This window comes from Plantibacter auratus (genome assembly GCF_050587365.1).
Taxonomy (GTDB): Bacteria; Actinomycetota; Actinomycetes; order Actinomycetales; family Microbacteriaceae; genus Plantibacter; species Plantibacter auratus.
In genome coordinates this window covers 209,384-235,217 of sequence record NZ_JBOBFV010000004.1, presented here as the reverse complement: position 1 = coordinate 235,217, position 25,834 = coordinate 209,384, and the positions used below count along the sequence as shown (strand labels likewise).

The 25,834-nt window shown below is 71.2% G+C and carries 20 protein-coding genes; 7 read left to right on the top strand and 13 right to left on the bottom strand.

Features of this window, described 5'->3' with window-relative positions; translation table 11 throughout:
* Positions 1–44: 44 nt before the first annotated feature.
* The 3 genes from ACQ3HE_RS16255 to ACQ3HE_RS16245 form a co-directional block, all read right to left on the bottom strand.
* Positions 45–1,493 (bottom strand): GH1 family beta-glucosidase, encoded by a 1,449-nt coding sequence (locus ACQ3HE_RS16255; RefSeq protein ID WP_430893470.1) that lies wholly within the window; start codon positions 1,491–1,493, stop codon positions 45–47.
* A gap of 304 nt (positions 1,494–1,797) precedes the next feature.
* Complete coding sequence (locus ACQ3HE_RS16250) at positions 1,798–3,594, bottom strand: MDR family MFS transporter (RefSeq protein WP_079706445.1); 1,797 nt, start codon at positions 3,592–3,594, stop codon at positions 1,798–1,800.
* A 109-nt stretch (positions 3,595–3,703) separates the two neighbouring features.
* The gene (locus ACQ3HE_RS16245; RefSeq protein WP_430893469.1) at positions 3,704–4,798 is read right to left on the bottom strand and encodes an alpha/beta hydrolase; all 1,095 of its coding nucleotides are present in this window, start codon (positions 4,796–4,798) and stop codon (positions 3,704–3,706) included.
* Positions 4,799–4,879: 81 nt separating this feature from the next.
* Between ACQ3HE_RS16245 and ACQ3HE_RS16240 the strand changes: the two genes are divergently transcribed.
* Positions 4,880–5,731 carry a M15 family metallopeptidase gene (locus tag ACQ3HE_RS16240; RefSeq protein ID WP_430893468.1) on the top strand — a complete coding sequence of 284 codons (852 nt, stop codon included), beginning with the start codon at positions 4,880–4,882 and terminating at the stop codon, positions 5,729–5,731.
* Positions 5,732–5,887: 156 nt separating this feature from the next.
* Here the strand turns inward: ACQ3HE_RS16240 and pgm are convergent, their stop codons facing one another.
* The 4 genes from pgm to ACQ3HE_RS16220 all read right to left on the bottom strand — a co-directional run bounded on the left by pgm (position 5,888) and on the right by ACQ3HE_RS16220 (position 9,909).
* On the bottom strand, positions 5,888–7,507 hold the full coding sequence (gene pgm, locus ACQ3HE_RS16235; RefSeq protein ID WP_430893467.1) for a phosphoglucomutase (alpha-D-glucose-1,6-bisphosphate-dependent): 1,620 nt from the start codon (positions 7,505–7,507) through the stop codon (positions 5,888–5,890).
* Between the two features lie 28 nt (positions 7,508–7,535).
* Complete coding sequence (locus ACQ3HE_RS16230) at positions 7,536–7,976, bottom strand: type II toxin-antitoxin system VapC family toxin (protein WP_430893466.1); 441 nt, start codon at positions 7,974–7,976, stop codon at positions 7,536–7,538.
* Positions 7,977–7,978: 2 nt separating this feature from the next.
* Entirely contained in the window at positions 7,979–8,221 is a 243-nt protein-coding gene (locus tag ACQ3HE_RS16225) for a ribbon-helix-helix protein, CopG family (protein WP_124767583.1), read from the bottom strand.
* A gap of 125 nt (positions 8,222–8,346) precedes the next feature.
* Positions 8,347–9,909 (bottom strand): alpha/beta hydrolase, encoded by a 1,563-nt coding sequence (locus tag ACQ3HE_RS16220; protein ID WP_430893465.1) that lies wholly within the window; start codon positions 9,907–9,909, stop codon positions 8,347–8,349.
* 289 nt (positions 9,910–10,198) lie between these two features.
* On the opposite strand from ACQ3HE_RS16220, the gene pheA reads away from it, so the two are divergent.
* Positions 10,199–11,161, top strand: a complete 963-nt coding sequence (pheA, locus tag ACQ3HE_RS16215; protein ID WP_159876096.1) for a prephenate dehydratase — start codon at positions 10,199–10,201, stop codon at positions 11,159–11,161.
* Positions 11,162–11,281: 120 nt separating this feature from the next.
* Here the strand turns inward: pheA and ACQ3HE_RS16210 are convergent, their stop codons facing one another.
* Positions 11,282–11,950, bottom strand: a complete 669-nt coding sequence (locus ACQ3HE_RS16210; RefSeq protein ID WP_064296886.1) for a GntR family transcriptional regulator — start codon at positions 11,948–11,950, stop codon at positions 11,282–11,284.
* Positions 11,951–12,043: 93 nt separating this feature from the next.
* Here ACQ3HE_RS16210 and ACQ3HE_RS16205 point away from each other — a divergent pair, with 93 nt between their 5' ends.
* From ACQ3HE_RS16205 to ACQ3HE_RS16185, 5 genes are all read left to right on the top strand, one after another.
* The gene (locus ACQ3HE_RS16205) at positions 12,044–13,333 is read left to right on the top strand and encodes an MFS transporter (RefSeq protein WP_370582655.1); all 1,290 of its coding nucleotides are present in this window, start codon (positions 12,044–12,046) and stop codon (positions 13,331–13,333) included.
* Between the two features lie 188 nt (positions 13,334–13,521).
* The gene (gene gdhA / locus ACQ3HE_RS16200; protein ID WP_064296885.1) at positions 13,522–14,877 is read left to right on the top strand and encodes an NADP-specific glutamate dehydrogenase; all 1,356 of its coding nucleotides are present in this window, start codon (positions 13,522–13,524) and stop codon (positions 14,875–14,877) included.
* A 172-nt stretch (positions 14,878–15,049) separates the two neighbouring features.
* Positions 15,050–16,342, top strand: a complete 1,293-nt coding sequence (locus ACQ3HE_RS16195; protein ID WP_430893464.1) for an NAD(P)/FAD-dependent oxidoreductase — start codon at positions 15,050–15,052, stop codon at positions 16,340–16,342.
* Positions 16,339–17,571, top strand: a complete 1,233-nt coding sequence (locus ACQ3HE_RS16190) for an FAD-dependent oxidoreductase (RefSeq protein ID WP_430893463.1) — start codon at positions 16,339–16,341, stop codon at positions 17,569–17,571. The genes ACQ3HE_RS16195 and ACQ3HE_RS16190 overlap by 4 nt, the downstream gene beginning before the upstream one ends.
* Positions 17,568–19,142: an ABC transporter substrate-binding protein gene (locus ACQ3HE_RS16185; protein WP_430893462.1), complete on the top strand. Its 1,575-nt coding sequence runs from the start codon at positions 17,568–17,570 to the stop codon at positions 19,140–19,142. Before ACQ3HE_RS16190 ends, ACQ3HE_RS16185 begins: the two co-directional genes overlap by 4 nt.
* Before the next feature lie 301 nt (positions 19,143–19,443).
* On the opposite strand, the gene ACQ3HE_RS16180 is transcribed toward ACQ3HE_RS16185, so the two are convergent.
* From ACQ3HE_RS16180 to hutU, 5 genes are read right to left on the bottom strand one after another with little or no spacing between them, the layout of a single operon-like run.
* Positions 19,444–20,070 (bottom strand): HutD/Ves family protein, encoded by a 627-nt coding sequence (locus ACQ3HE_RS16180; protein ID WP_430893461.1) that lies wholly within the window; start codon positions 20,068–20,070, stop codon positions 19,444–19,446.
* Positions 20,067–21,263, bottom strand: coding sequence for an imidazolonepropionase (hutI, locus tag ACQ3HE_RS16175; RefSeq protein ID WP_430893460.1), 1,197 nt, complete (start codon positions 21,261–21,263; stop codon positions 20,067–20,069). Before hutI ends, ACQ3HE_RS16180 begins: the two co-directional genes overlap by 4 nt.
* The gene (locus tag ACQ3HE_RS16170) at positions 21,260–22,729 is read right to left on the bottom strand and encodes a formimidoylglutamate deiminase (protein ID WP_430893459.1); all 1,470 of its coding nucleotides are present in this window, start codon (positions 22,727–22,729) and stop codon (positions 21,260–21,262) included. The genes hutI and ACQ3HE_RS16170 overlap by 4 nt, the downstream gene beginning before the upstream one ends.
* Positions 22,726–23,943, bottom strand: coding sequence for an allantoate amidohydrolase (locus ACQ3HE_RS16165; protein ID WP_430893458.1), 1,218 nt, complete (start codon positions 23,941–23,943; stop codon positions 22,726–22,728). The genes ACQ3HE_RS16170 and ACQ3HE_RS16165 overlap by 4 nt, the downstream gene beginning before the upstream one ends.
* Positions 23,940–25,610 (bottom strand): urocanate hydratase, encoded by a 1,671-nt coding sequence (gene hutU / locus ACQ3HE_RS16160; RefSeq protein ID WP_430893457.1) that lies wholly within the window; start codon positions 25,608–25,610, stop codon positions 23,940–23,942. The genes ACQ3HE_RS16165 and hutU overlap by 4 nt, the downstream gene beginning before the upstream one ends.
* Positions 25,611–25,834 lie beyond the last annotated feature (224 nt).

The window sequence follows — 25,834 nt, the reverse complement described above, 5'->3', positions numbered from 1 at the left end:
CGTGTCGCGTCCCCTCGATCGCGACACGCCGGAGTGTTCCTGCGTCAGGGAAGCTCCGCCACGGCGGGCACCACACGCGAGGCGGCGATGCGGCGCGCGTACGCGAGTCCGCTGTCCTTGATCGTGCGCTCCTGCGTGTCGTAATCGACCCGCACGATGCCGAACCGCTTGTCATAGCCGTACGCCCACTCGAAGTTGTCGAGCAGCGACCAGACGAAGTAGCCGCGCACGTCGGCGCCGTCGGCGATCGCGAGTTCCACCTGGTCGACGTGGTCCTGGATGAAGGCGTCGCGGTCGACGTCGTGGATGCGGCCGTCCTCCGCGACGACGTCGTCGTATGCCGCACCGTTCTCGGTCACGTACAGCGGCGGCAGCGTCGGGTACTCGCGGCCGAGCCGGACGAGCAGGGTGCGGAGGCCGGCGGGGTGCACCTCCCAGTCCATCGCGGTGCGCGGGAGTCCACGGCTCGGGAAGGAGATGTCGGGGGAGGCGAGCCACGGTGAACCGGCCTCGCGCTCGGTCGCACCGGAGTGGCCGCCGTCGGCGCCGGAGTCGTCGGGGTGACCCGACACGAGGTCGTCGTGATAGTGGTTGACGCCGAGGAAGTCGATCGGGGCGGAGATGGTCTCGAGGTCGCCGTCATGGACGAGCGTGTCGAGGCCGAGGCCCTCGAGGTCGTGGGCGACGTCGGCCGGGTACGCGCCGAGGACGATCGGTTCGAGGAAGATGCGGTTCATGATCCCGTCGACGCGGCGGGCGGCGTCGACGTCGGCCGGGTCGGTGGGGTCCGCCGGGATCGCATTGGTGAGGTTGAGGGTGATGCCGATCTGCTCGGCACCGAGCTCGCGGAGGCGCGTGGTGGCGAGGCCGTGGGCGAGGTGCTGGTGGTGGATGGCGGCGAGCGCGGCGGCCTCGTCGCGGCGGCCGGGTGCGTGCACGCCGACGGCGTAGCCGAGCAGGGAGGAGCAGAACGGTTCGTTGAAGGTCGTCCAGTGCTGGACGCGGTCGCCGAGCGCCTCGTAGGTGGCCTCGGCGTAGTCGACGAAGCGCAGGGCGGTGTCGCGGTTCGTCCAGCCTCCCTGCTCCTCGAGCGCCTGCGGGAGGTCCCAGTGGTACAGGGTGAGCCAGGGGAGGATGCCGGCGTCGAGGAGCTGGTCGACGAGACGGCTGTAGAAGTCGAGGCCGGCGGGGTTGACGTCGCGGTCGCGCGGCTTGATGCGCGCCCAGCTCGTGGAGAAGCGGTAGGCGTCGAGGCCCAGCTCGGACATGATCGCGACGTCGCCGGCGGTGCGGTGGTAGTGGTCGACGGCGACCTCGAGGTCGTCACCGTTGGCGATCGCGCCGGGCACCCGGGCGAAGGCGTCCCAGATGGAGTCCTCCTTGCCGTCCTCGTGCGCTGCTCCCTCGACCTGGGCGGCCGCGGTGGCGGAACCCCAGAGGAACGGCGGCAGGATCAGGGCCGGACGGGTGGTGGGCTGGGGGGCGTGCGTCATCGAAGCTCCTCGTGGCTGGGTGCACGCCCATGCTATCGCCTGCTGAGAGCGCTCTCATGCTGGTCTGGTGTGTGGGTGGGGTTTGGCGTCAGCGCGGTGCGCTGACGCGAGCGCGGGTCTGCGGCGTGAGCGCGCCCCTCCGGAGGGGCGCGCTCACGCGCTGGGGTCGCGGTGACGCCGATTCGACAGCGGTCACGTCAGCGCGGTGCGCTGGCACCCGGATAACCCCGTCAGCGCGGTGCGCTGGCGGCGGTCACCCCGCGCTCACGTCAGCGCGGTGCGCTGGCAAACCGACGAACGACGGTCAGCGACGGGCGGAGGGATCGACGACGCGGTTGCTCGCGGTGTCGGGCGACAGCTGCGACCCCGCCAGCTCGGCGGCACGCTGAGCGGCGAGCGACAACTCGTCCTCAGCGTCCTCCGCAGCCTGGGCGTCGGTGCGCTCCTGCAGCGCGGACTTCGCCCGCAGCGGCGGCGCCTTGAGGAACCAGCTCAGCACGAACGCGACGGCGACCACCGCGAAGCTCACCCAGAACACGGTCACGGTCGCATCCGCGAACCCCGTGAGGAACGGCGCGGCCAGGTCGTGGTTCGCACCGACGAGGAACGAGGTGTCGCCGTCGAGCGCGGAACCGGCCGAGCCGCTGTTCTCCTGCGCCCGCTGCAGCACCTTGAGGATGCCCTCGTTCGCCGGGTCCGACAGCACGGCCGGGTCCTGCGCCGCAGCCCGGACCCGCTCGCTGAGCGTCGGGTCGGCGAACGCCGCCGCGATGGTCGTCGGGATCCGCGTGTAGAGCACGGAGAAGATCACGGCCGTGCCCAGCGTTCCACCGATCTGACGGAAGAAGGTCGACGAGCTCGTCGCCACCCCGATGTCGCGTGCCTCGACGGCGTTCTGGCTCGCGATCGTCAGCGTCTGCATCAGCTGGCCGAGTCCGAGGCCGACGAGCAGCATGCCGCCCATCATCCACCAGACGGGCTTGTCGGCCGTCGCGAAGCTGAAGTAGAAGAAGCCGCTCAAGAGCAGGAAGGTCCCGACGATCGGGAACGCCTTGTACTTGCCGGTCCGCGCGATGATCTGGCCGCTCGCGATCGACGAGATCATGAGGCCGAGGATCATCGGCAGCATCAGCAGACCGGACTCGGTCGGCGTCGCACCCTCGACGAGCTGCAGGAACAGCGGCACCGTCATCATCGCGCCGAACATGCCGAACCCGACGAGCACGCCGAGGATGGTGGCGACCCGGAAGGTCGAGTTCTTGAAGAGCTTCAACGGGATGAGCGCATCGTCGCCCATGGCCCGTTCGACGAGGATGAACCCGATGATGCCGGCGACCCCGATGGCGTAGCAGGCGATGGACCCGGCCGAGGCCCAGCCCCAGATGCGGCCCTGCTCGGCGACGAGCAGCAACGGCACGACGGCGAGGACGACCGTGGCGGCACCCCACCAGTCGATGCGGACGCTGTGGCGCGTGTGCGGGATGTGCAGGAAACGGAGGACGATCGCGAGCGCGATGACACCGATCGGCAGGTTGATGAGGAACACCCAGCGCCAGCCGGTGATGAACAGCAGCTCGGGGGCTCCGGCGAACAGGCCGCCGATGAGCGGGCCGATGACGCTCGAGACGCCGAAGACCGCGAGGAAGTACCCCTGGTACTTGGCGCGCTCGCGCGGGGCCAGCATGTCGCCCATGATCGTCAGCGGCAGGGCCATCAGGCCGCCGGCGCCGAGGCCCTGGATGGCACGGAAGATCGCCAACTCGTACATCGAACCGGACATGCCGGCGAGGAGCGAGCCGATGAGGAAGATCGAGATCGCGATGATGAACAGCGGGCGGCGGCCGAAGATGTCGGACAGCTTGCCGTAGATCGGCGTCGAGACGGTGGAGGTGATCAGGTACGCGGTGGTGACCCACGCCTGGAGGGCCATGCCGTCGAGGTCGTCGGCGATCGTGCGCATCGAGGTGCCGACGATGGTCTGGTCGAGTGCGGAGAGGAACATACCGGCCATGAGGCCGAAGATGATGAAGAGGATCTGCCGGTGACTGAGGACGGGGGCGGATCCCGACGGCTCGGTCGAGGCGGGGGAACTGGATGACATGCGGTCTCGTTCGACTCTGGGCGCGCCGGTTTGCAGGCGCACCGACGTTGGGGATTTTGCGTAGTGTGCAAACTTACACCCGGCGCAAGTTCCGCGGCAACCGCTTCGGTCAGGGCGTGGTGGTCGGCGCTGCGTCGAGGTTCGCGTCGAGCGCCGCGAGGTAGTCCAGGGTGGCCGTGAGTGCCACGTGGGCGTCGTCGAGGTCGAGGTGGAACTGGTACTCGTGGGGGAGTGCCGGCTCGTGGTCCGCGGCCCAGAACAGCTTCGTGACGTCGACGCCGGCGTCCTCGAGGGCGCTGCTCATCGGGACCGACTGCAACCAGGTGAGCGCGTCGCCGTTCCCGCCGGTGATGAAGGTCGGCGGGAAGTCGGCGGTGACGAAGTCGATCGTCGACATGAGCGCGCCGGTCGACGTCTCCGACCAGTCCTTCGTACCCGCGTAGGCCCAGAGGGCGGTCTGGAGGCCCCAGGCGCCGATGCCGTCGAGCTCGGCCATCGACGGCAGGTCGTAGACCCCGCAGTTGAGGATCGTCCCGACGAGCTGGTCGGCGTCGATACCAGGGGTCATGCCCGACAGCGTCGCGTAGTCGGGGTTGGTCGTGAAGACGGCGAGCTGGCTGGCGAGCTGCGATCCCGCTGAGTCGCCCGCGAGCACGAGGCGATCCGGGTTCCCGTTCCACTCGGCGGCGTGCTCCGAGATGTACGCGAGGGCGTCGTTGAGTTGGTTCACGGCCGTCGGATAGACGGCCTCGGGAGCGATCGTGTAGTTGACCGCGATCGTCGTGTACCCCGCTGCTGCGAGGATGCGGAGGTAAGGCTCGACGTTGCCCTTCTCGCCGGAGATCCAGGCGCCGCCGTGGATCCAGACGATCGTGGTCAGCGGTTCGGTGCCGTCCGCTGGGGTGAAGACGTCGAGGGTGGTGTCCACCTGTGGTCGGCCGCCGCTCGGTGCCGCGTACGCGATGTCGCGGAACTCCGTGAGCTTCGTGTCGGGGACGTACGGTTCCATCTCGGCGACCGTCGCAGCACCGCCGCGTTCGAACACCGAGCGGATGAGGAGCGCGGACGGCCACGGGGTGATGGCCGCGATGACCGCGACGACGAGGCCGAGACCGATCACGACGGCGGCCGCGGTCAGGAGCCGACGGAATCGCGGGCGCTTCCGGTGCGTCGGCGCGTGGTGTGCTGGCGTCCCTGCGGTCATGGTCGGGCCCCTCGTCCGGTGTGCAAGCCTGTCGACAGTGTGGCAGAGGCGCATGCGCCGTGTCGCGGTTAGGCTCGACGTGTGACCGCAGCCCACCAGCCCTCCCACCGACGCCCGGTTTCGCGGCGCGTCCGACGCAACCGCGTGATCGCGTTGAGCGTCCTGGCCGCCGCGCTCGCGATCCTGCTCGTGGTGCTCGTCGTGAACATCGCCGGCGGCGCCACGCCCACCCCGGCCGCCGCCACGAAGACGCCGAGCGCGACCCCGTCCGTCACCCCGACGCCGACCCCCACGCCGACGCCGACGGAGACGGTTCCGGTCGCGCCCCCCGCCCCGCCGGCGTTCGACAAGGCCGCCTACTCGATCGACGACCCGCTGAGCCCGTGGGTGGTCGTCAACAAGACCCGGCCGCTGAACCCGGTCGACTACACACCACCGGACCTCGTGTCCGTCCCCGTCGCCCACACGTGGGACCCGCTGTTGCGTGCCGAGGCCGCCGCCGCGATCGTGCAGCTGTTCGACACCGCCTCCGCCGAGGCCGGCCTGTCGCTCGCCTCGAACAGCGCGTACCGCAGCTACTCGAGCCAGGTGTCGGTGTACAACAGTGAACCCGACGACACGACGACGGCGCGCCCCGGCTACAGCGAGCACCAGACCGGCTGGACGATGGACATCGGTGCGGAGAGCGGCAACTGCTCGCTCAACACCTGCTTCGGCGACACGGCGGAGGGCCAGTGGCTCGCCGCGAACGCCTACCGCTTCGGGTTCCTCCTGCGGTACCCGGCCGACAAGGTCGACGTCACCGGCTTCTCGTTCGAGCCATGGCACTACCGCTACATCGGCGTGCCGCTCGCGACCGAGATGCACGACACTGGCGTGACGACGCTCGAGGAGTTCTTCGGACTCCCGGCGGCTCCCGGGTACCTGAGCTAGCCCTTCGACAGGCTCAGGGACCGGGGCGGAGCGGGCTCAGGGACCGGGGGTCGGCACGTCCCTCGACAGGCCCGGATGCAGGCGACGGGCTCGGATGCAGGCGACGGGCTCGGCGAGCGTGTGTCCGCTCGCCGAGCCCGTCGAGGCGTCGGCTGCCTAGCCGCCGAGGGCGGCGTCGACGATCTGCTTCGCCTCCGCCTGGACGAGCTTGAGGTGCTCCGCGCCCTTGAACGACTCGGCGTAGATCTTGTAGACGTCCTCGGTGCCGGACGGACGCGCGGCGAACCACGCGTGCTCGGTCACGACCTTGACGCCGCCGATGGCCGCGTCGTTGCCCGGCGCGTGACTGAGCTTCGCGACGATCGGGTCGCCGGCGAGCTCGGTCGCCGTGATGGTGTCGCCGTCGAGCTTGCCGAGCCGCGCCTTCTGTTCCTTCGAAGCGGCGGCGTCGACGCGCTCGTACACGGGGTCGCCGAAGCGCTCGGTCAGCTCCCGGTAGAGCACCGAAGGGGTCTTGCCCGTCACGGCGAGGATCTCGGCGGCGAGCAGGCAGAGGAGGATGCCGTCCTTGTCGGTGGTCCACACCGAGCCGTCGAAGCGGAGGAAGCTCGCGCCGGCGCTCTCCTCGCCACCGAAGCCGACCGAGCCGTCGACGAGACCGGGAACGAACCACTTGAAGCCGACCGGGACCTCCCAGAGGCGGCGTCCGAGGGACTCGGCCACGCGGTCGACGACCGACGACGACACGAGGGTCTTGCCCACGGCTGCGTCGTCGCGCCAACCCGGCCGGTTCGCGTAGAGGTAGTCGATCGCGACGGCGAGGTAATGGTTGGGGTTCATGAGCCCGGCGTCGGGCGTGACGATGCCGTGGCGGTCCGCGTCGGCGTCATTGCCGGTGAGGAGGTCGAACTCGTCGCGTCGTGCGACGAGCGCCGCCATGGCGGAGGGCGACGACGGGTCCATGCGGATCTTGCCGTCCCAGTCGAGCGTCATGAACGCCCAGGCCGGGTCGACGTGCGGGTTCACGACGGTGAGGTCGATCTCGTAGCGGTCGGCGATCGCCTGCCAGTAGTGGACGCTCGCACCGCCGAGCGGGTCGGCACCGATGCGGATCCCGCTGCGCTTGATGGCGTCGAGGTTGATGATGTGCTTCAGGTCGTCGACGTAGTTGCCGCGGAAGTCGTACGTCTCGACGGCAGACGGTTCCGCCATCTTGACGTCGTGCAGCCCACCGGCGATGAGCTCGTTGGCGCGGTTCGCGATCCAGGAGGTCGCGTCGGAGTCGGCAGGTCCGCCGTGCGGGGGGTTGTACTTGAAGCCGCCGTCGGCCGGCGGGTTGTGGCTGGGCGTGACGACGATGCCGTCCGCCTGGTCGCCGTTGCCCTCGGCGTTGTACTTGAGGATCGCGTGGCTGAGCGCCGGGGTCGGAACGAAGTCGTCGAACTCGTCGACCAGGACGCGCACGCCGTTGGCGACCAGGACCTCGAGGGCGGTCGTCTGCGCCGGCCCGCTGAGCGCGTGGGTGTCGGAGCCGATGAAGAGCGGCCCGGTGATCCCCTGGCTCGCGCGGTACTCGACGATCGCTTGCGTGGTGGCGGCGATGTGGTCCTGGTTGAACGCGGTGTTCAGCGAGGAGCCGCGGTGGCCGGAGGTGCCGAACACCACCCGCTGCTCGGGGATCGAGACGTCCGGCTTCAGCGTGTAGTACGCGTCGATGAGCGACGGGACGTCGATCAGATCTGCTTCGGTGGCGGGGGTACCTGCGCGATCGTTCATCGCACCAGTCTGGCAGGAACGACCGATGTCAGGAAGGCGCTTGACCCGTGGCGAGTGGCGATTCCCAGCGGAGGTCGGGGAAGCGCGCGAAGTCGCGATCGAGCGTGACGAAGGTCGCCCGGTGTTCGATCGCGAGTGCGGCGTGGGCCGCGTCCGAGACGAGGTTGCCTTGGGCCTCGACCGCTGCACAGAGCGAGGTGAAGATCGTCCAGAACGACGGGCCAGGGCGGACCACCTGAACGCCGGGCTCGTCGCGGAGTCGCTGCATCTGCTCGAGCGCGACGGAGATCGGAGTGGGATCGACGAAGATCCGACGCTGGGTCACGATCCGGATGTACCCCGCGAGCACGGCTTCGCTGACACCCAGGGGTTCGCTCGATCGGACGGCATCTTCCAACCAGGTTGCGAGCGTGCGTTGGTGTTGTGAATCGGGTCGGAACGCGCCGATGAGGACGTTGGTGTCGACCACCTTCACTCGAAACCGTCCATGATGTCCTCGAGTTGCGCGTTGTTCGTGAGGTCGATTCCTGGGCGGGGTCCTCCTCCGCCGTACGGCACGACCTTGTAGGGCTCCCGCTCGGGCGGTGCGGCCGCGGCCGCCAGCTTCGCGCGCAGGGCCTCTTCGATGTAGGCGGTCACGGTCTTCCCCTCCTGCGAGGCGTGCTCGCGGACGGCCTCGTAGAACTCGTCGGCGAGTCGGATGGTCGTTCGCATGAGCCGAGCCTACGAAGGCGTATGTCGGTATGTCAACGACGCTATCGGGTTCCATCGGCGCAGGAGCGAGCCGACGCGGATCTGTGGGGAGGACGCTGGTCCGGGTGCCTGTGGAGGGCCGTCGATTAGCGCGTGGCGAGGAGCGCCGCGGCCGAGGCGGAGGCGGTCGTGGAGGCGCTCGTCGTGGATGCGCCCGCGCCAGCGCCCGCGGCGTCCGGCACGGAGGTGCGCTGGTGGGACGACCCGGGTGTCGTCAGGTCGGCGACCGCGTAGGCCTGACCCGTGACGATGCGCTGGATGGCGTAGAGGCTCTCGGTGGCCGGCCCGAGGTACTTGCCCCGGTCGTCGGCGTTGCTCGACCCGACCGCGTTGTGTCCGTCGACGGCGCCGAGGTGGTCGCCGTCGCCGAGCGTCAGACCGTCGGAGCCGAAGGTGGTCGCGCCCCAGGAGCTCGTCGCAGGATCGGCTCGACCGGACAGGAACTGGCCGAGACCGGCGAGGGTGTCGGCGCTCGCCTGGGAGGCGTACACGCGGCTCGCCGGGACGTGCAGATCGTCGATGCCGATCTCCGTCGGGATACCGGCCGAGCCGAGCATCACGAAGTTGTCGACGTGGTAGTCGCCGGACGCCAACGCGAGCGAGGCGGTCGCCGTGCCGTAGGAGTGCGCCACGACGCTCAGCTGCGAGGCGACGCCGTGGGCGGAGCGGACGGCGTCGTATCCGGCGAGCACCCCGGCGAGCAGTGGAGCTCCCTCGACCGCCCGGTCGTTCGACGGCACCTCGAGCGCACTCGGGCTGTGTCCGCCGATCCAGAGGATGACCGCGCTGTCTGCAGCGGCGGTCTGGATGCGCTTCGCTCCGCGCAGGTAGTCGTCGAGTTCGAGGGCGCTGCTGTTCATCCCGGGGACGAACACCGTGACGTAGGCGGCGGTGTCCACGTCTCCGACGGCGACCGCGACCCGCGGGGGTCCGGAGCCGCCCGCCTGCAACGTGATGAGGTACTCCGGTTGGAGTCGGGCGGCGATCGCGTCCGGTGTGTACCGGTCGACGAGCAGCTTGATCGCGTCCAGGCGCGACAGGGTCGTGGCGAGGGCTGCCGAGTCCGCCTGCCCGTCGACCTGGTCGCTGCTCACGGTCAGCGAGCGGTAGCTCGCCTCGGTGTCGGCGAGGAGGCCGGCGAGGCGGGAGACGTTGGCCGTCGCCCGGTCCGTGTAGGCGACGCCCTCGAGGTTGCCGATGACCGCCGGGTAGGCGGTGATGAGCAGTGCGCGGTACCCGGGGGCGAGCTCGGTCCAGAGCTGCGCGACCTGCGATGAGGACATCGTCGTGAGTGCCGTCGCCGCCGCGCCGAGATCCCCGGCGTAGGCGGTGGTGAAGGCGGCCGCCGTCATCGTCGGGACGGAGGAGGCCGCCGGTGCGAAGTCGGTGGCGGAGATTGCGCTCGCACCGGCGGTCGAGGTCTGCGTCACCGTGACGACGCCGGCCAGGATCGCGGCGATCGCGACGGTCATGACGATCGACTTGACGAGTGTCGCGCGGGCGGCCGAGATCGGCCGGTGCACCCAGGCCGGCAGCGACAACGACGGGAGGCTCCAGGAGGAGCCGAGGCTGAACACGGACTCGCCGCCGCTCGCCAGGTTCAGTCGGGGAGTGGACCGCGAGGCGGCGTCGGTGAAGACACTCGTCACGTCACTCCTGTTCCTGTCTCAGCCCGTCGGGTGGAGCCTCGCGCGACATGGATCACGCATCGAGATCGGGGAGACGAACGGCCGTGAACTCGCTTCCCGAGACGAGCGGCAGCGCTCAATACACCCTTGTATCCATTGTGGCGGGTATTGGCGTGATTTGAATAGCTCAAAACGGGGGGTATCGGGGCCGAAATGGCCCGATCTTCCTGGAAATCACCCGAATGTGACCTGGATGGGAGTCAACGGTCCTCCAAGAGCGTGTCGCGAAGCACACGGTACGCTCGGAGGCATGCCAGCCGCACCCGCCGACGATGCCCTCCGGAGCTACAGTTTCCTCGGTCCGAGCGGGACCTTCACCGAGGTGGCGCTCGGCCAGGTCGAGGAGGCCAGGGGCCAGATCTGGAAGCCCGTGTCGAACGTCGGCGAGGCGCTCGGCGACGTCCTCGAGGGCCGCAGCTCGGCCGCGGTCATCGCCATCGAGAACTCGGTCGACGGAGGGGTGTCCGTGGCGCAGGATGCACTCGCCACGATGCCCGGTCTCCGCATCGTCGGCGAGGTGCTCGTGCCGGTGAACTTCGTGCTCGTCGCCCGCCCCGGAACCCGCCTCGAGGACGTCTCGGTCGTGAACGCGCACCCCGTCGCCTACGGGCAGTGCCACCTCTGGCTCGACGCCAAGCTGCCCTCGCACGGACACATCCCGGCGTCGAGCAACGTCGCTGCCGCGGCCTCGCTCCTCGACGGCACCTCCACCGCCGACGCCGCGGTCGCCCCGCCCGGCATCGTGAACCACTACGACCTCGACGTCCTCGCGGAGAACATCGGCGACAATCCGAACGCCGTGACCCGCTTCGTCGTCGTCAGTCGCTCACGGGAGATCCCGGCCAGGACGGGCGCCGACAAGACGAGCCTCATCGTCGAGCTGCCGAACGACGAGTCCGGCTCCCTGCTCGGCATGCTCGAGCAGTTCTCCACGCGAGGCGTGAACCTGAGCCTCATCGAGTCCCGGCCCATCGGCGACGCGCTCGGCCGCTACCGCTTCGTGATCGACGCCCTCGGACACATCGAGGACGAGCGGATGGCCGACGCGCTGCTGGGGCTCCGACGCTTCAGCCCGAACGTGATCTTCCTGGGCTCGTACCCGAGCGCCGATCGCACCGCCGTCGACTACCACTCCCGCTACAACGACGAGGTGTTCATCGAGGCCCGTGACTGGTTGCGCGGGCTGCTGTCGGCGGAGCCGCTCGACGACTGAGCTGTCACGCTCGCGCAGAACTCCTGCTGTCGGTTCGCGTCCGAGCTCGGGGACGGCGTGTCAGCGGGATTCGCGGCGGGGTGCAGGAGTTGTGGACGCCGACCGCGCGTCAACCGTGCCTCAGCTGACGATGTCGACACCGTGACCGCGGAGGCGCCGCTGGTCGGCCGTGAGCGAGGCGATGAGCCGCTCGTTCGTCCCGCGGATGTGGCGCGCGACGAGGTCCGCCGCGCGCTCGGGGTCGCGCGCCGCGACCGCGTCGAGGATGGCGCGGTGCTCCGTGGCGGCCTGCTCTCGGGCCTCGGGCGTCCGCACCTCGAGCCAGCGGGTACGGGCGAGCCGGACCATCGCGCCGCGCACCCCTTCGGCGAGCAGGTGGTTCGCGGACAGTGCCGCGAGCTCCTCGTGGAAGTCGCCGCCGACACGGAGCACCGTGTGCTCGTCGTCGGGGCGGGGTTCGTCGAGCAGGGTGCGGATCGCGGCGAGCTGCGCTTCGGTCGCGCGTTCGGCGGCGAGCCGGACGCCGGCGGTCTCGAGCGCCTCACGGACCTCGGCGATGAGGCCGATCTCTTCGAGGTCGATGGGCGCGACGATCCAGCCGCGGCCGTCCCGACGCGCCAGTCCCTCGGCCTCGAGCCGGGTGAGTGCGGCGCGTACGGGTGTCCGTGACGCCGCGAAACGTTGCTCGAGCCCCCGCTCGGTGAGCGGCTGACCGGGCGCGAGGTCGAGGGTCAGGATCGCCCCGCGGAGGCGCTCGTAGAGCTGCGTGGTCTGCGTCGGAGTGCTCATCCGTGTTCCCGATCCGGCCGGTGACTCTTGGTATACCAAAATGGTGTACCGTCATGCTAGCAGTGGGAGACACCCAGCGCAGGAAGTGGCACGATGACCGGATCGACACCAGCCCCCGTGGCCCCGGCGACCGCGCGCGGGGCGCGTCCGCCGATGCCGAACGCCGGTCGGGCCTGGACCGTCCTCGGGCTCGGTGTCGCCGCGCAGACCGCCGGCACGCTCTTCGTCAGCACCCCGGCGTTCCTCATCCCGCTCCTCCACGCCGAGCGGGGCATGTCGCTCGCCGAGGCCGGCGTCCTGGCCGCCGCCCCCACACTCGGCATGGTGCTGACGCTCATCGCCTGGGGCTGGCTGGCCGACCGCGTCGGCGAGCGCATCGTCATCGCCGGCGGCCTCGCCCTCACCGCGTTGGCCGCTGCCGGGGCGATCGCCGCGGACGGCCTCATCCCCTCGCTCGGCTACGGTCCGCTCGGTATCCTGCTCCTCCTCGGTGGTGCCGCCTCCGCGAGCACGAACTCGGCGAGCGGCCGGATCGTCGTCGGCTGGTTCCCGAAGGACCGCCGCGGTCTCGCGATGGGGATCCGTCAGATGTCGCAGCCCCTCGGCGTCACGGCGGCCGCTGTGACGGTGCCTTCCGTGGCGGCGGCGTCGGGCATCTCCGCCGCCCTCGTGATCTCGCTCGTCGCGACGGGTGTCCTCGCCGTGGCCTGCACCATCGGACTCCGGAATCCGCCACGGATCGTCGTGCCGAAGCCGGTCCCGACGGAGACGACGCCGAACCCCGTGGCCGCGCGACCCCGCAACCCCTACCGAGGCGACGGCTTCCTCTGGCGCATCCACGCCGTGTCTATCCTGCTCGTGGTGCCACAGTTCACCCTCACGACCTTCGCTCTGGTGTGGCTCGTCACCGATCAGGGCTGGAACGCACTCGCGGCGGGCGTGCTCGTCGGCGTGGCGCAGTTCGTCGGAGCGATCGGCCGGATCGGCGTCGGGGTGTTGAGCGACCGCGTCGGCAGCCGGGTGCGACCGCTGCGCTGGGTGGCGGTGTCGGCGGTCGTCGTCATGCTGCTCCTCGCCGGTGTCGGGCTGCTGCAGTGGCCGGTGGCGGTCGCCGTCGCGCTCGTCGTCGCCAGTGCCGTGACGGTCGCCGACAACGGGCTCGCCTTCACCTCGGTCGCGGAGATGGCCGGCCCCACCTGGGCCGGGCGGGCGCTGGGAGCGCAGAACACCGGCCAGTTCATCGCCGCGTCCGTCGTCGGCCCGGCGGTCGGTGCGCTCATCGGGCTGGTCGGCTATCCGCTCGCCTTCCTCGCGGTCGCCGTGCTCCCGGCCCTCGCGATCCCGATCATCCCGAGCGAGGCCGCGGAGCACGACCACCTCTAGGCCGTCGTCCCACGGGTCAGGTCGGCTCGTCTAGTCGACGTTTGACGGATATCTATCGCGGCTGCCAGGCTTGCCGAGGCCCCACGACGGCCCGTGTACCTCCCCGCCGGCGAGTCGCGCTCCACTGCCTCCGACCACCGTCGAGCGACAGCCGGAGACGCCTGGTCGGCCGATCAGAAAGCACCACAGTGACCGGCACCACCACGTCCACCGACCCCGTCCACGCCGTCGCGGAGGCCGCCCTGCGGCGCAACGCGGGCGAACCCGAGTTCCACCAGGCGCTCCTCGAAGTCCTCGAGTCCATCCGCCCGGCGCTCGACGAACACCCCGAGTACCTCGAGGCGGGCATCCTCGAACGTCTCGTCGAACCCGAGCGGCAGGTCGTCTTCCGCGTGCCGTGGACCGACGACCGCAACCGGGTGCAGGTGAACCGCGGATTCCGCGTCCAGTTCAACTCGGCGCTCGGCCCGTACAAGGGCGGGCTGCGCTTCCACCCGAGCGTGAACCTGTCGATCGTGAAGTTCCTCGGGTTCGAGCAGATCTTCAAGAACGCCCTCACCGCGCAGGGCATCGGCGGCGCGAAGGGCGGCAGCGACTTCGACCCGCACGGGCGGTCGGACGCCGAGATCATGCGCTTCTGCCAGAGCTTCATGAACGAGCTCTACCGGCACCTCGGCGAGCACACCGACGTCCCGGCCGGCGACATCGGCGTCGGCGCACGCGAGATCGGCTTCCTCTTCGGCCAGTACCGCAAGATCACCAACCGTCACGAGTCGGGCATGTTCACCGGCAAGGGCGTCGGCTGGGGCGGCGCCGAGGTGCGTACCGAGGCGACCGGGTACGGGACGGTGTTCTTCGTGGACGAGATGCTCGCCGTCGACGGCCGCGGGGTCGAGGGCAAGCGCGTCATCGTGTCGGGTTCCGGGAACGTCGCGACGTACGCGATCGAGAAGGTCCACCAGCTCGGTGGTACCGCCGTCACCGCATCGGACTCCTCGGGGTACGTGGTCGACGACGCCGGCATCGACCTCGAGCTCCTCAAGCAGATCAAGGAGGTCGAGCGCGGCCGGATCTCCGAGTACGCCGCCCGCCGTCAGGGCGCCCACTTCGTCGCCGGCGGCAGTGTGTGGGACGTCCCGGGGGAGATCGCGCTGCCGAGCGCGACGCAGAACGAGCTGCACGAACGCGACGCGATCGCCCTCGTGAAGCACGGCGTCATCGCGGTCGCGGAGGGCGCGAACATGCCGTCGACGCCCGAGGCCGTGCGGGTGTTCCAGCAGGCCGGCGTCCTCTTCGGCCCGGGGAAGGCGGCGAACGCCGGTGGCGTGGCGACCTCGGCGCTCGAGATGAGCCAGAACGCTGCCAGGCAGCGGTGGTCCTTCGACGACAGCGAGGTGAAATTGCGCGGCATCATGCACGGCGTGCACCGTGCCGCCTACGAGGCCGCCGAGCGCTACGGTCGGCCGGGCGACTACGTCGTCGGGGCGAACACCGCCGCGTTCGTGAAGGTCGCGGACGCGATGCTCGCCCAGGGCGTCATCTAGTTCCGTCCCAGTCCCCAACTCAGGAGTGCTCCGGCGCGTCGACCGCTGACGGGCCCGGCGCGCCGCACACCTCCTGAGTCGGGGACGCGGAATGCGCCGGCGAAGGACACGGCGGGTGTCGGATTGCGACGGGGTGGTCGGCTCCTGGACGGCGAGTGACTAGCCTCGAAGGGTGACCGACCCACGCCCCGCAACCACCGTCATCGTCGGTGCCGGCCTCTTCGGCCTGGCGACCGCCGTCCACCTCGCCCGCGCCGGGCGACGGGTGACGGTCCTCGAGTCGGGCACCGCCGCCGGAGCGACGACCGCGGCGGGAGCGGGCTTCGTCGGCCTGTGGGCGGCAGGCTACGCCTGGTACTGGGACGAGTCGGAACACGCCCTCGAGCAGGCGGGCCTCGACTTCTACCGTGGGCTCGACGCGGCCGGATACGACATCGGGCTGCGGAACACAGGCAACGTGTGGCTCGCCCTCACCGAGCAGGCCGTGCTCGACCACCTGCTGCCGTTCGCCGAGCACCCGCTCCGACCCGAGGACGCCCGCCTGCTCACCGCCGTCGAGACCGCCGAGCTCGTTCCAGGTCTCGACCCCGAAGCCATCGTCGGGGCGTTCATCCATCCCGACGGCATCCAGATCAGCGCGCCCGACGCCGGACTCGCGCTCGCGGCGCTCGCCCGGGCCGAGGGCGTCGAGATCGTCGAGCACACGCCCGTCGTCGACTTCCTCGCCGAGGACGGCCGAGCCGTCGGCGTGCTGACCGCCACCGGCGAGCGCGTCCTCGGCGACGAGGTCGTCCTCGCCGCAGGGTCCTGGACCAACGAACTCCTCGCCGCCACGGACCGCGTGCTGCCGTTCGCACGCGTGATCGCGAGCCGCCTGACCACCGCCCCGTTCGGCCTCGGAGAGGTGCCGACCCTCATGATCCCGGAACTCGACGGACTGTGGATCCGGGAACACCTCGGCGGTCTCACCTATGGCAACGGTGTCGGCTACGAGGCGCTCGCGGTGCACGACAGCCCGGCGGACCGTCGCCCGGATCGCCCCGACCTCGTCGAGGCGATGCGGGAGCACCTGTCGCCGATCATCTCCGAGCTCATCCCGGCCGCCGCGCCCGTCGTCGACGACGCCGAAGCCGTGCAGGGGATCGTGTCGTACACCGCGGACCGCCGCTTCATCGCGGGGCCCGTCCCGGAGCTCGACGGGCTGTACGTCGTGGCCGGCGACAACGAGTCCGGCGTCACGCACGGCCCCGGACTCGGCCGGATGCTCGCCGAACTGATGGTCACGGGTGAGAGCCCCTTCGTCGACGCGTCGCGATACGCGCCCGGTCGATTCCCGTCCCGTCCGTTCGCCGACGAGGCCGCCGTGGCCGCCGCGATGCCGGCTCGTCGTGCGGTCGACGCGCGCGCCACCGCAGCGACGCGCGCGACCACGGAGTCGGGCCTGCCTGCGGAGTCGGGCCGATGACCGCGCCGGGTCCGGCAGCGGACGCGACGCCGACCGCGCTGCCGGCGCGCGCCGAGGTCGTGGTCATCGGTGCCGGGATCGTCGGTGCGGCGGCTGCGCGCTCGCTGGCCGAGCAGGGCCGGGACGTGCTGCTCCTCGAGCGGTACCCGCGCGGTCACGAGCACGGCTCCTCACATGGCGCGACCCGCATCTTCCGTCAGGGCTACGACGCCGACGACTACGTCTCCCTGACCTCGGAGGCGCTCGCGGCCTGGCGGGCGCTCGAGTCGGCGAGCGGACGGACGCTGCTCGACCTCACCGGCGCGCTCGACCACGGCCGACCCGAGATGCTCTCGGCGATCGAGGCGGCGATGACCCGAGGCGGGATCGCGTCGGAGCGCCTCACCCCGGAGCAGGCGAGCGACCGCTGGCCCGGACTGCGGTTCGACCGCGAGGTCCTCCACCACGCGACCGGCGGGCGACTGTACTCCGCCGAGGCGATCGAAGCCCTGCTCGACCTCGCCGAGGTGGCCGGAGCGACCCTGCGCTTCGACGTGCGGGTGACGGGCGTCGAACCGGCCGAGTCGAACGATCCGACCGCAGGTGTCGGCGGCGCCGTCGTCCGCACCGAGCTGGGCGACGTCGTCGCGGACCACGTGGTCGTCGCGGCCGGCTCCTGGACACCAGACCTCGTCGGTGACCTCGCTCGCAGCGTCGGTCGCCCGCTGCCCGAGATCGTCGTGACGCAGGTCCAGCCTGCCCACTTCCCGAGCGAGCTGGCCGCCGACGCCTGGCCGAGTTTCGTCCACTACCCCGCTGAGGGGTCGAGCGTGTACGGCCTGCTGACGCCGGGCGAGGGGGTCAAGGTCGGGCTGCACGGCGGTGCCGTCCACGTCCACCCCGACGAACGCGACGGCCTCGCCGAACCCGAGGAACTCGCGCGGCTCACCGCCTACGTCGCCGAATGGGTGCCCGGCGTCGACGCGTCCGCACCCCATACCATCAGCTGCCTCTACGATCTGAGCCCCAGCGAGGATTTCGTGATCGACCGGATCGACAGCATCATCGTCACGACGGGATTCTCCGGTCACGGGTTCAAGTTCGGCCCGGTGCTGGGACGCCTCATCGCCGAGCTCGTCGACGGAGCCGAACCGCACCCGAGGTTCACGCTCGCCGCCCACGCGGTCCCCGTCGCGCCATCAGCATCAGCATTTGCACTCCCGCAGTCACCCGAAGGAACCGCTCCATGAACCGATCCGCCAGATTCGCCACGGTCGCCATCGGCCTCGGTGTCGTCGCCGCCCTCACCGGTTGCACGGCCCAGGGCGGCACCACGACGACCACCGCGCTCGTCATCGGTACGACCGATCAGATCGTCTCGCTCGACCCGGCCGGTGCCTGGGATCGTGGATCCTTCACGCCGCAGAACCAGATCTACCAGCACCTCCTCAGCTACGACGAGGGCGACGTCGTCCCCGCCCCCGACGCGGCGGAATCGTGCGACTTCGCCGACGAGACCACCTACGTCTGCACGGTCAAGGAGGGGCTGACCTTCTCCAACGGCCACGCGCTCACGGCCGAGGACGTCGTCTACTCCTTCACCCGCGTCCGTGAGATCGCCGCCGACAACGGCCCGTCGCCGCTGCTCGCGAACCTCGACAGCGTCGAGGAGGGTGACGACAACCAGGTCGTCTTCCACCTCACGGTGCCGAACGACCAGACCTGGCCCTACGTGCTCACGAGCATGGCCGGGCCGATCGTCGACGAAGAGGTCTTCCCGGCGGACAAGCTGCTGAGCGACGACGACGTGATCGGCTCCGGCCCCTACGCCGTCGACAGCTACCAGGCGGGCGGGCTGCTCTCCCTCGAGGCGAACTCGCGCTACTCCGGGACCCGCGCGAAGACGCAGCACGTCGTGCTCAAGCCGTACACGACGGCGTCGAACCTGCGGCTCGACCTGGAGAAGGGCGACGTCGACATCGCCTACCGCTCGCTGACCGCGACGGACGTGGCCGACCTCCGAAGCGACTCCGACCTGCAGGTCGTCGACGGGCCGGGCGGTTCGGTGCGGTTCCTCACGTTCAACCTGAACACCCAGCCGGGTGCGAACGACGCCCAGAAGCTCGCCATCCGGCAGGCGGTCGCGTCGCTCGTCGATCGTGAGGAGATCGCCGACCAGGTCTACAAGGGCACCTACGCGCCGGCCTACTCGGTCGTGCTCGACGGTCAGACGGGTGCGACGCCCGCGTTCCAGACCGCGTACGGTGACGCGCCGGACCCGGCGAAAGCCGCGGCGATCCTCGCGGCCGCGGGCGTCAGCACCCCGGTCGCTCTGCCGATCCAGTACACGAGCGACCACTACGGCCCCGACTCCGACCAGGAGTACGCGCTCATCAAGTCGCAGCTGGAGACGTCCGGCCTGTTCACCGTCGACCTGCAGTCGACGGAGTGGACGAGCTACGTGAAGGAGCTGAACCCGGAGTCGGGTTACCCGGCGTACCAGCTCGGGTTCTTCCCGGACTACCCGGATCCCGACAACTTCCTGCGTTCGGCGTACTCGACGACCGGCGCGTCCGTCGCCAACGGATACTCGGACCCGGCCGTCGACGCGCTCATCGACACCGAGGCGACGGCGACCGACCCGGCGGCGCGCATCGCGGCGATCGAGCAGATCCAGGCGCTGACCGCGACCGCGGCTCCGATCATCCCGCTGCTCCAGGGCACCGAGACGGTCCTCGCCCAGAAGAACGTGACGGGCCTCGAGGACACGCTCGACGCCACCTACACCTTCCGCTTCGCGGTCCTCGACCGCACGAAGTAGCCGTCGCCGCTGGGGTGTGCGTCAGCGCGGTGCGCTGACGTGAGCGCGGGTCTGTGACGTGAGCGCGCCCTTCCGGAGACCCGCGCTCGCGTGCGCGGGGAGCGCTCACGCCGGGTGTGCGTCGTTCACGCGGGCGCACCGCGCCGGCACCCGGTGGGGAGGTCTCAGGTCAGCGCGGTGCGCTGGCGCGAGACCTGCCGAATCGGCGTGGGCGCGGGTCTGGGAGGTGAGCGCACCCCTCTGGAGACCCGCGCTCGCGGCTGCGGGGCGCGCTCGCGTCAGCGCACCGCGCTGGCCTCCATCACAAGTGGGGGAGGACCTGGGCGAGCGCGATCGTGGCGTCGCCGGTCAGGGACAGGGTGCCGGCCTCCAGCCGGAGGGTGTCGTGCCGCTGGAGCGCACCAGGGCTGAGACCCGGCCCCTCCGCCGACAGCAGTCCATCGAGGAACACGACGAACGTGGTGGCTCCCGGCGGCGTGGTGACGAGCCTCGACCCATCGACGACGCCGACCTCGAGCGATCCACGGAACCGATCCCGCGACACCATCAAGTTGAGATCGAGCGTCGGCCCGACCACGCCCCGCGACGACACCGCTGAGGCCCCGTCGAAGGCGGCGACCTGCCACCGGTCCAACTCGACCCGCTCACCGTCGATCACGAGTCCGAGTCCGCCCGACGACAACGCCATCAGCTGACGGTCGACGCCGGGGAACGACGAGAAGGCGACATCCGACTCGACCGTCGCGATGCTCAGCGTCCACCCCGGGGCGGCCGGCGCGTCACCGCCGCCGAGCCCACCATCGGTCCGAAGCCCGACGGCCTCGACGGCGATCTCCGTCGCGGTCCCCAGTCCGTTCCGCCAGCCGTAGCTCCGATGCCGGTCGGCCGGCAGCAGCATGAGTGCGTGACCCTCCGTCGCGTCGCTCACCGCTGCGTCGTCCCGGCCGTGACGCGCTCGCCGCGCTGCCGGACGCCGACCGTCAACGGCACGCCGGGCCGGTAGGCGAGGTGCGAGACCGAGGGCGCGTCGAGCACCTGCAGGTCCGCGAGACCACCCACGCGAAGCGATCCGACGGCGTCGACACCGTGCTCGCGGCCGACCGCCACCGCGGCCCCTCGCGTCGCCGCCCACACCGCCTCGGCGATCGTCAGCCGCATCTGCAGCACGGCGGTCGCCACGCAGTACGCCATCGACGTCGTGTACGAGGTGCCCGGGTTGCAATTGGTCGCGAGCGCGATCGAAGCACCGGCGTCGATGAGCGCGCGCGCCGGCGGGAACGGTTCGCGCGTGGACAGGTCGCAGGCGGGCAGCAGGGTGGCGACCGTCGACGAACCCGCCAGGAGGTCGACGTCGGCGTCAGAGAGGTGGTTGCAGTGGTCGACACTCGCCGCCTCCAACTCGACCGCGAGGGGCACCCCGCCGCTCTCGCCGAGCTGGTTCCCGTGCACCCGGACACCCAAGCCAGCGGCGCGACCGGCGAGCAGCACCTCGCGCGACTCCTCGACGTCGAAGGCGCCGACCTCGCAGAACGCGTCGATGTAGGACGCGAACGGAGCCACCGCCGCGAGCATCGGCCCGGTCACGAGGTCGAGGTAGTCGCGGCGGTCGACACCGGCCGGCACGAGATGGGCTCCGAGGAAGGTGACGACGTCGGCGACCTCGGCCGCCGCCCGAGCGGATCGCGCCTCGCCCTCCACGTCGAGCGCGTAGCCGGTCTTCGCCTCGAGGAACGTCGTCCCCTGCGCGAGCGACTCCGACCGCAACCGCCGCGCACCCGTGACGAGCTGCTCCTCGGAAGCCGCCCGGGTGGCCGCCACGGTCGTCGCGATCCCGCCCGCCGCATACCGGCCGCCGGCCATGCGCGCCTCGAACTCCGCCGAGCGGTCGCCCGCGAACACGAGATGCGTGTGCGTGTCGACCCAACCCGGGAGCACGGCGCGCCCGCCCACGTCGGTCCGCGCGTCGGCGTCGGGCGCGTCGACCGCTGCGCCGAGCCACGCGATCCGGCCGTCGTCGATGACGAGCGCCGCATCGGTGATCCGGTTGCCGTCGACGTCGCCCGGCCCGGAGCCCGCGTTGGTCGTGAGCTCGGCGATGCCGGTGATGAGTTCGCTGGTCATGGCTGCATCTCCTGCGAGGGGTGATCAGGTGTCGGGGACGAGGTGGCTGTCCGGGGCGTCTCCGTCGATGCTGCCAGCTCCGCGAGGGCCACCGCGAGGAGCTGTTCCGGCGTCGACTCCCGTGACGTCGCGAGCAGCCGGCCTCCCTCCGCCACGAGCCGCCCGCCCACGACGACCCGCTCGACGTCGGACGCGGTCGCGACGAGGGCGAGTTGTGCCGGGTCGGCGCCGGTGGTGCGCAGACTCGACGTCGACACCTCGACGAGGTCGAGCGGGTCGCCGACATCCAGCGTGTGCCGCCCGAGTCCGAGCGAACGGTACCCGTTGTCGGTGCCCGCCGCGAGGAGCTCGGCGGGCGAGAACCGGCCGCGTCTGCCGGAGGCGAGCCGCTCACCGGCTTCGAGTCCACGCAGTTCGAGCAGCGGGTCGACCACGGCGTTCTGGTCGGAGCCGACGGCGATCCGGGCACCCGCGTCCGCGAGGCGGCGGGCCGGTCCGATGCCGTCACCGAGGTCGGCTTCGGTCGTCGGGCACATCACGACGGTCGCGCCGGACCGCCCGATCGCCGTGACGTCCGCGTCGGTCAGGTGCGTCGCGTGGACGAGGCTGATGCGTGGGGCGAGCGCACCGAGCGCGGCGAGCACGCCCGTCGGCGTCCTGCCCGTCTTCGCGAGCGTGTCGACGTTCTCCTGCGGTTGCTCCGACAGGTGGACGTGCAGCGGGACGTCGTCGGGCAGGCCGGCGAGGATCGTGCGCATGGCGTCGACGGGCACGGCGCGTACGGAGTGCAGCGCGGCACCGAGCGTGACGAGCCCGGTGGCGCCGACCGAGCCGGAGAGCGCGTCGCGCAGTCGATGCCAGCGGGCGAGCCAGCCGGACGCGTCGCCGTCGCCGAACGCGAGCTGTTCGGTGAGCAGCGGAGCGGCGGGACCTCCGGCGGGTCCGAGGCCACTCGCGAGGTAAGCCGTGTCGAGGAGGGTGAGCCGGATGCCGACGTCGGCGGCGGCTCCGGCGACCGCCAGCTCCATCGCGTGGGCGGTCGGGTACGGGGTGCCGTCGGCCTGGTGGTGCACGTAGTGGAATTCGCCGACAGCGGTCCACCCGCTGACGAGCATCTCGCCGAAGACGGCGCGGGCCACCCGGCCGTAGTGGTCCGGGTCGAGGCTCACGGCCGCCGCGTACATCGCCTCGCGCCACTGCCAGAAGTCACCGCCGTCGGCGTGGGTGCGCCCCCGCAGGAGGCGGTGGAACGCGTGGGAGTGGGCGTTCCCCATGCCCGGGATGACCGTTCCGAGGCGTCGGTCGCCCGTCTGCGGCCCGACGCCCCGCTCGACGGCGGTGATCCGTCCGGAGTCGTCGGCCGTGAAGCGTACGCGGTGGATCGGGCGACCGTCGATGATCGCGGTCGCGGCCCAGATGGGAGGCCGGACGTCCGCTGCGCCGAGGTCGACGCTCGCGACCGTCACAGGACGCTCCGGAGCAGGGTCTCGAGCGCCTCGACACCGGCGACGCAGTCGTCCGCCTCGGCGAACTCCTCCGGCGAGTGCGAGACGCCCGTCGGGTTCCGCACGAAGACCATCGCCGTCGGCACGGCTCCGTTCAGGACACCGGCGTCGTGACCGGCACCCGTCGGCAGCAGGGGGACCCCGCCGAGGGTGCCCGCCAGCCGCGCGGCGAGCTCGGGGTCGAACTCGACGACGCCCGACCACGACTCCTCGACCAGCTCAGCTGTACAGCCGGAACCGGCGACGGCCTCTTGCACCCGGCTCTCGATGTCCGCGACGAGGGCGCGCGTGCCGGCGTCGGTGGCGGCGCGGGCGTCCACCCAGGCGTCGACCTCGGAGGCGATGACGTTGGTGCCGCCCGGCACGATGCGCATGCGGCCGACGGTGGCGCGGGCGTCGTCCGTCGCGAGGGCTGCCTGCTCGACCGCGAGGACGGCCCGTGCCGCGGCGACCACGGGATCACGGCGCTCGCGCATGCCGGTGGCGCCGGCATGGTTCCCCTGACCGCTCACGCGGAGTCGCCAGCGGCCGTGGGCGAGGATCGACGAGGCGACGGCGGTGGGCGAGCCGAGGTCGATGAGGCCGCGACCCTGTTCCACGTGCAACTCGATGAAGAGTCCGACGCGGCCGAGCGCCTCGTCGTCGCGGCCGAGGTGCTCGGGAGCGAGCCCGGCGGCCGCTGCGGCCTCCGCCACGGTGACCCCGTCCGCGTCGGTCAGCGCTCGGGCGGCGTCCGCGGTGATGGCCCCGGACAGGAGCCGGGATCCGAGGCAGGCGACCCCGAACCGGGACCCCTCCTCCTCGGCGAACACCACGACGGCGACGGGACGCGACGGCTGGAACCCGGTGGCCTGCAGACGCGCGACGGCGTCCAGCGCTGAGACGACGCCGAGCGGCCCGTCGAAGGCGCCGCCGCCCGGGACGGAGTCGAGGTGGCTGCCGGTGACGACCGCGTCGGGCCCAGGCTCGCCCCACCACGCCCACAGGTTGCCGTTCCGGTCCGTCTCGACGTCGAGCCCGAGTCGGGCGGCGCGAGCGGTGAACCACTCGCGCAGCTCGAACTCGGCCGGCGTCCAGACGTGCCGGGAGTACCCGCCGCGTGCCGGATCGACGCCGACGCCGGTGATCTCGTCGAGCCCGGCGAGCCGACCGTGGGCGATCAGGCCGTCGGTCACTCGCCCTCCCACATCGGCACCCGCAGGCCGCGTTCGCGGGCGACCTCGGCCGCCCGCTCATAGCCGGCGTCGACGTGACGCATGACGCCGGTGCCCGGGTCGTTGACGAGCACGCGCGCGATCTTCTCGGCGGCGAGCGGCGTCCCGTCGGCGACGATCACCTGACCGGCGTGGATGGACCGGCCGATGCCGACCCCGCCGCCGTGGTGGATCGACACCCAGGTCGCGCCGGACGCCGTGTTGAGCAGGGCGTTGAGCAGCGGCCAGTCGGCGATCGCGTCGGAGCCGTCGGCCATGGCCTCCGTCTCGCGGTACGGCGAGGCGACGGAACCGGAGTCGAGGTGGTCGCGGCCGATGACCACGGGCGCGCTCAGCTCGCCCGAGGCGACCATCTCGTTGAACTTCAGGCCGGCGAGGTGGCGCTCCTGGTAGCCGAGCCAGCAGATGCGGGCGGGCAGCCCCTCGAAGGCGATCTTCTCGCCGGCCGAGGTGATCCAGCGGCGCAGCTTCTCGTCCTCGGGGAACAGTTCGAGGATGGCGCGGTCGGTCGCGGCGATGTCCGCCGGGTCGCCGGACAGGGCCGCCCAGCGGAACGGGCCCTTGCCCTCGGCGAAGAGCGGCCGGATGTAGGCGGGCACGAAGCCGGGGAAGTCGAAGGCGCGCTCGCAACCGCCGAGTTTCGCCTCGGCGCGGATGGAGTTGCCGTAGTCGAAGACCTCGGCGCCGGCGTCCTGGAAGTCGACCATCGCCTGCACCTGCTTCGCCATGGCGAGTCGCGAGCGGCGCGTGAAGTCGACCGGGTCGGCCGCCGCCTCGGTCTGCCAGTCGGCGAGCGCCGTGTCCTCGGGCAGGTAGGCGAGCGGGTCGTGAGCGCTCGTCTGGTCGGTGACGATGTCGATGGCGACACCGCGCCGCAGCAGTTCGGGGAAGACGGTCGCGGCGTTGCCGACGAGACCGACCGACAGCGGGCGCCGTTCGGCCTTGGCGGCGAGCACGCGTTCGGCGGCGTCGTCGAGGTCGTCCGTCATCTCGTCGAGGTAGCGGTGCTCGACGCGTCGCTCCAGTCGGCTCGGGTCGACGTCGACGATGAGCACGACGCCCTCGTTGAGCGTCACGGCGAGTGGCTGTGCCCCGCCCATGCCGCCGGCGCCGCCGGTGAGGGTCAGCGTCCCGGCGAGGGTGCCACCGAACCGCTTGTCGGCGATGGCGGCGAAGGTCTCGTAGGTGCCCTGGAGGATGCCCTGCGTGCCGATGTAGATCCACGAGCCGGCGGTCATCTGCCCGTACATGGTGAGACCCTCGGCCTCGAGCTTGCGGAACTCGGGCCACGTCGCCCAGTCACCGACGAGGTTGGAGTTCGCGATGAGCACGCGCGGTGCCCACTCGTGCGTGCGGAAGACGCCGACGGGCTTGCCGGACTGCACGAGCAGGGTCTCGTCGGCCTCCAGCCCTTCGAGCGTGCGGACGATCGCGTCGTACGCCTCCCAGTTGCGCGCGGCCTTCCCGGTGCCGCCGTAGACGACGAGGTCCTCGGGGTGCTCGGCGACCTCGGGGTCGAGGTTGTTCATGAGCATCCGGAGCGGGCCCTCGGTCTGCCAGCTCTTGGCGGTGAGGGTGGTGCCGCGAGCGGCACGGATGGTCCGGGTGGTGGTCGGCATGTCGGTCATGTGATCAGTCCACTCCTCCCGGGGCCCGCGCGGCGAGAGCGACCGGGCTGTGGCTGTCTGGCCCGCCAGACATCCGGATGTTTCGGTGTCGCCGTTCGTCCGTCAGCGCGCTGCGCTGACGTCACCATGCACGCATCGGCGTCACTGCGGGTCAGGCGTGTGAGCGCGCCCCTCCGGAGCCCCGCGCTCACGTCGATGACCCGCGCTCACGCCAGCGCACCGCG

Bases quoted from the DNA above. Each gene is read 5' to 3' on its own strand.
- ACQ3HE_RS16255 (WP_430893470.1), bottom strand. From the start codon at position 1,493: ATGACGCACGCCCCCCAGCCCACCACCCGTCCGGCCCTGATCCTGCCG.
- ACQ3HE_RS16250 (WP_079706445.1), bottom strand. From the start codon at position 3,594: ATGTCATCCAGTTCCCCCGCCTCGACCGAGCCGTCGGGATCCGCCCCC.
- ACQ3HE_RS16245 (WP_430893469.1), bottom strand. From the start codon at position 4,798: ATGACCGCAGGGACGCCAGCACACCACGCGCCGACGCACCGGAAGCGC.
- pgm (WP_430893467.1), bottom strand. From the start codon at position 7,507: ATGAACGATCGCGCAGGTACCCCCGCCACCGAAGCAGATCTGATCGAC.
- ACQ3HE_RS16225 (WP_124767583.1), bottom strand. From the start codon at position 8,221: ATGCGAACGACCATCCGACTCGCCGACGAGTTCTACGAGGCCGTCCGC.
- pheA (WP_159876096.1), top strand. From the start codon at position 10,199: ATGCCAGCCGCACCCGCCGACGATGCCCTCCGGAGCTACAGTTTCCTC.
- ACQ3HE_RS16210 (WP_064296886.1), bottom strand. From the start codon at position 11,950: ATGAGCACTCCGACGCAGACCACGCAGCTCTACGAGCGCCTCCGCGGG.
- ACQ3HE_RS16205 (WP_370582655.1), top strand. From the start codon at position 12,044: ATGACCGGATCGACACCAGCCCCCGTGGCCCCGGCGACCGCGCGCGGG.
- ACQ3HE_RS16190 (WP_430893463.1), top strand. From the start codon at position 16,339: ATGACCGCGCCGGGTCCGGCAGCGGACGCGACGCCGACCGCGCTGCCG.
- ACQ3HE_RS16185 (WP_430893462.1), top strand. From the start codon at position 17,568: ATGAACCGATCCGCCAGATTCGCCACGGTCGCCATCGGCCTCGGTGTC.
- hutI (WP_430893460.1), bottom strand. From the start codon at position 21,263: ATGACCAGCGAACTCATCACCGGCATCGCCGAGCTCACGACCAACGCG.
- hutU (WP_430893457.1), bottom strand. From the start codon at position 25,610: ATGACCGACATGCCGACCACCACCCGGACCATCCGTGCCGCTCGCGGC.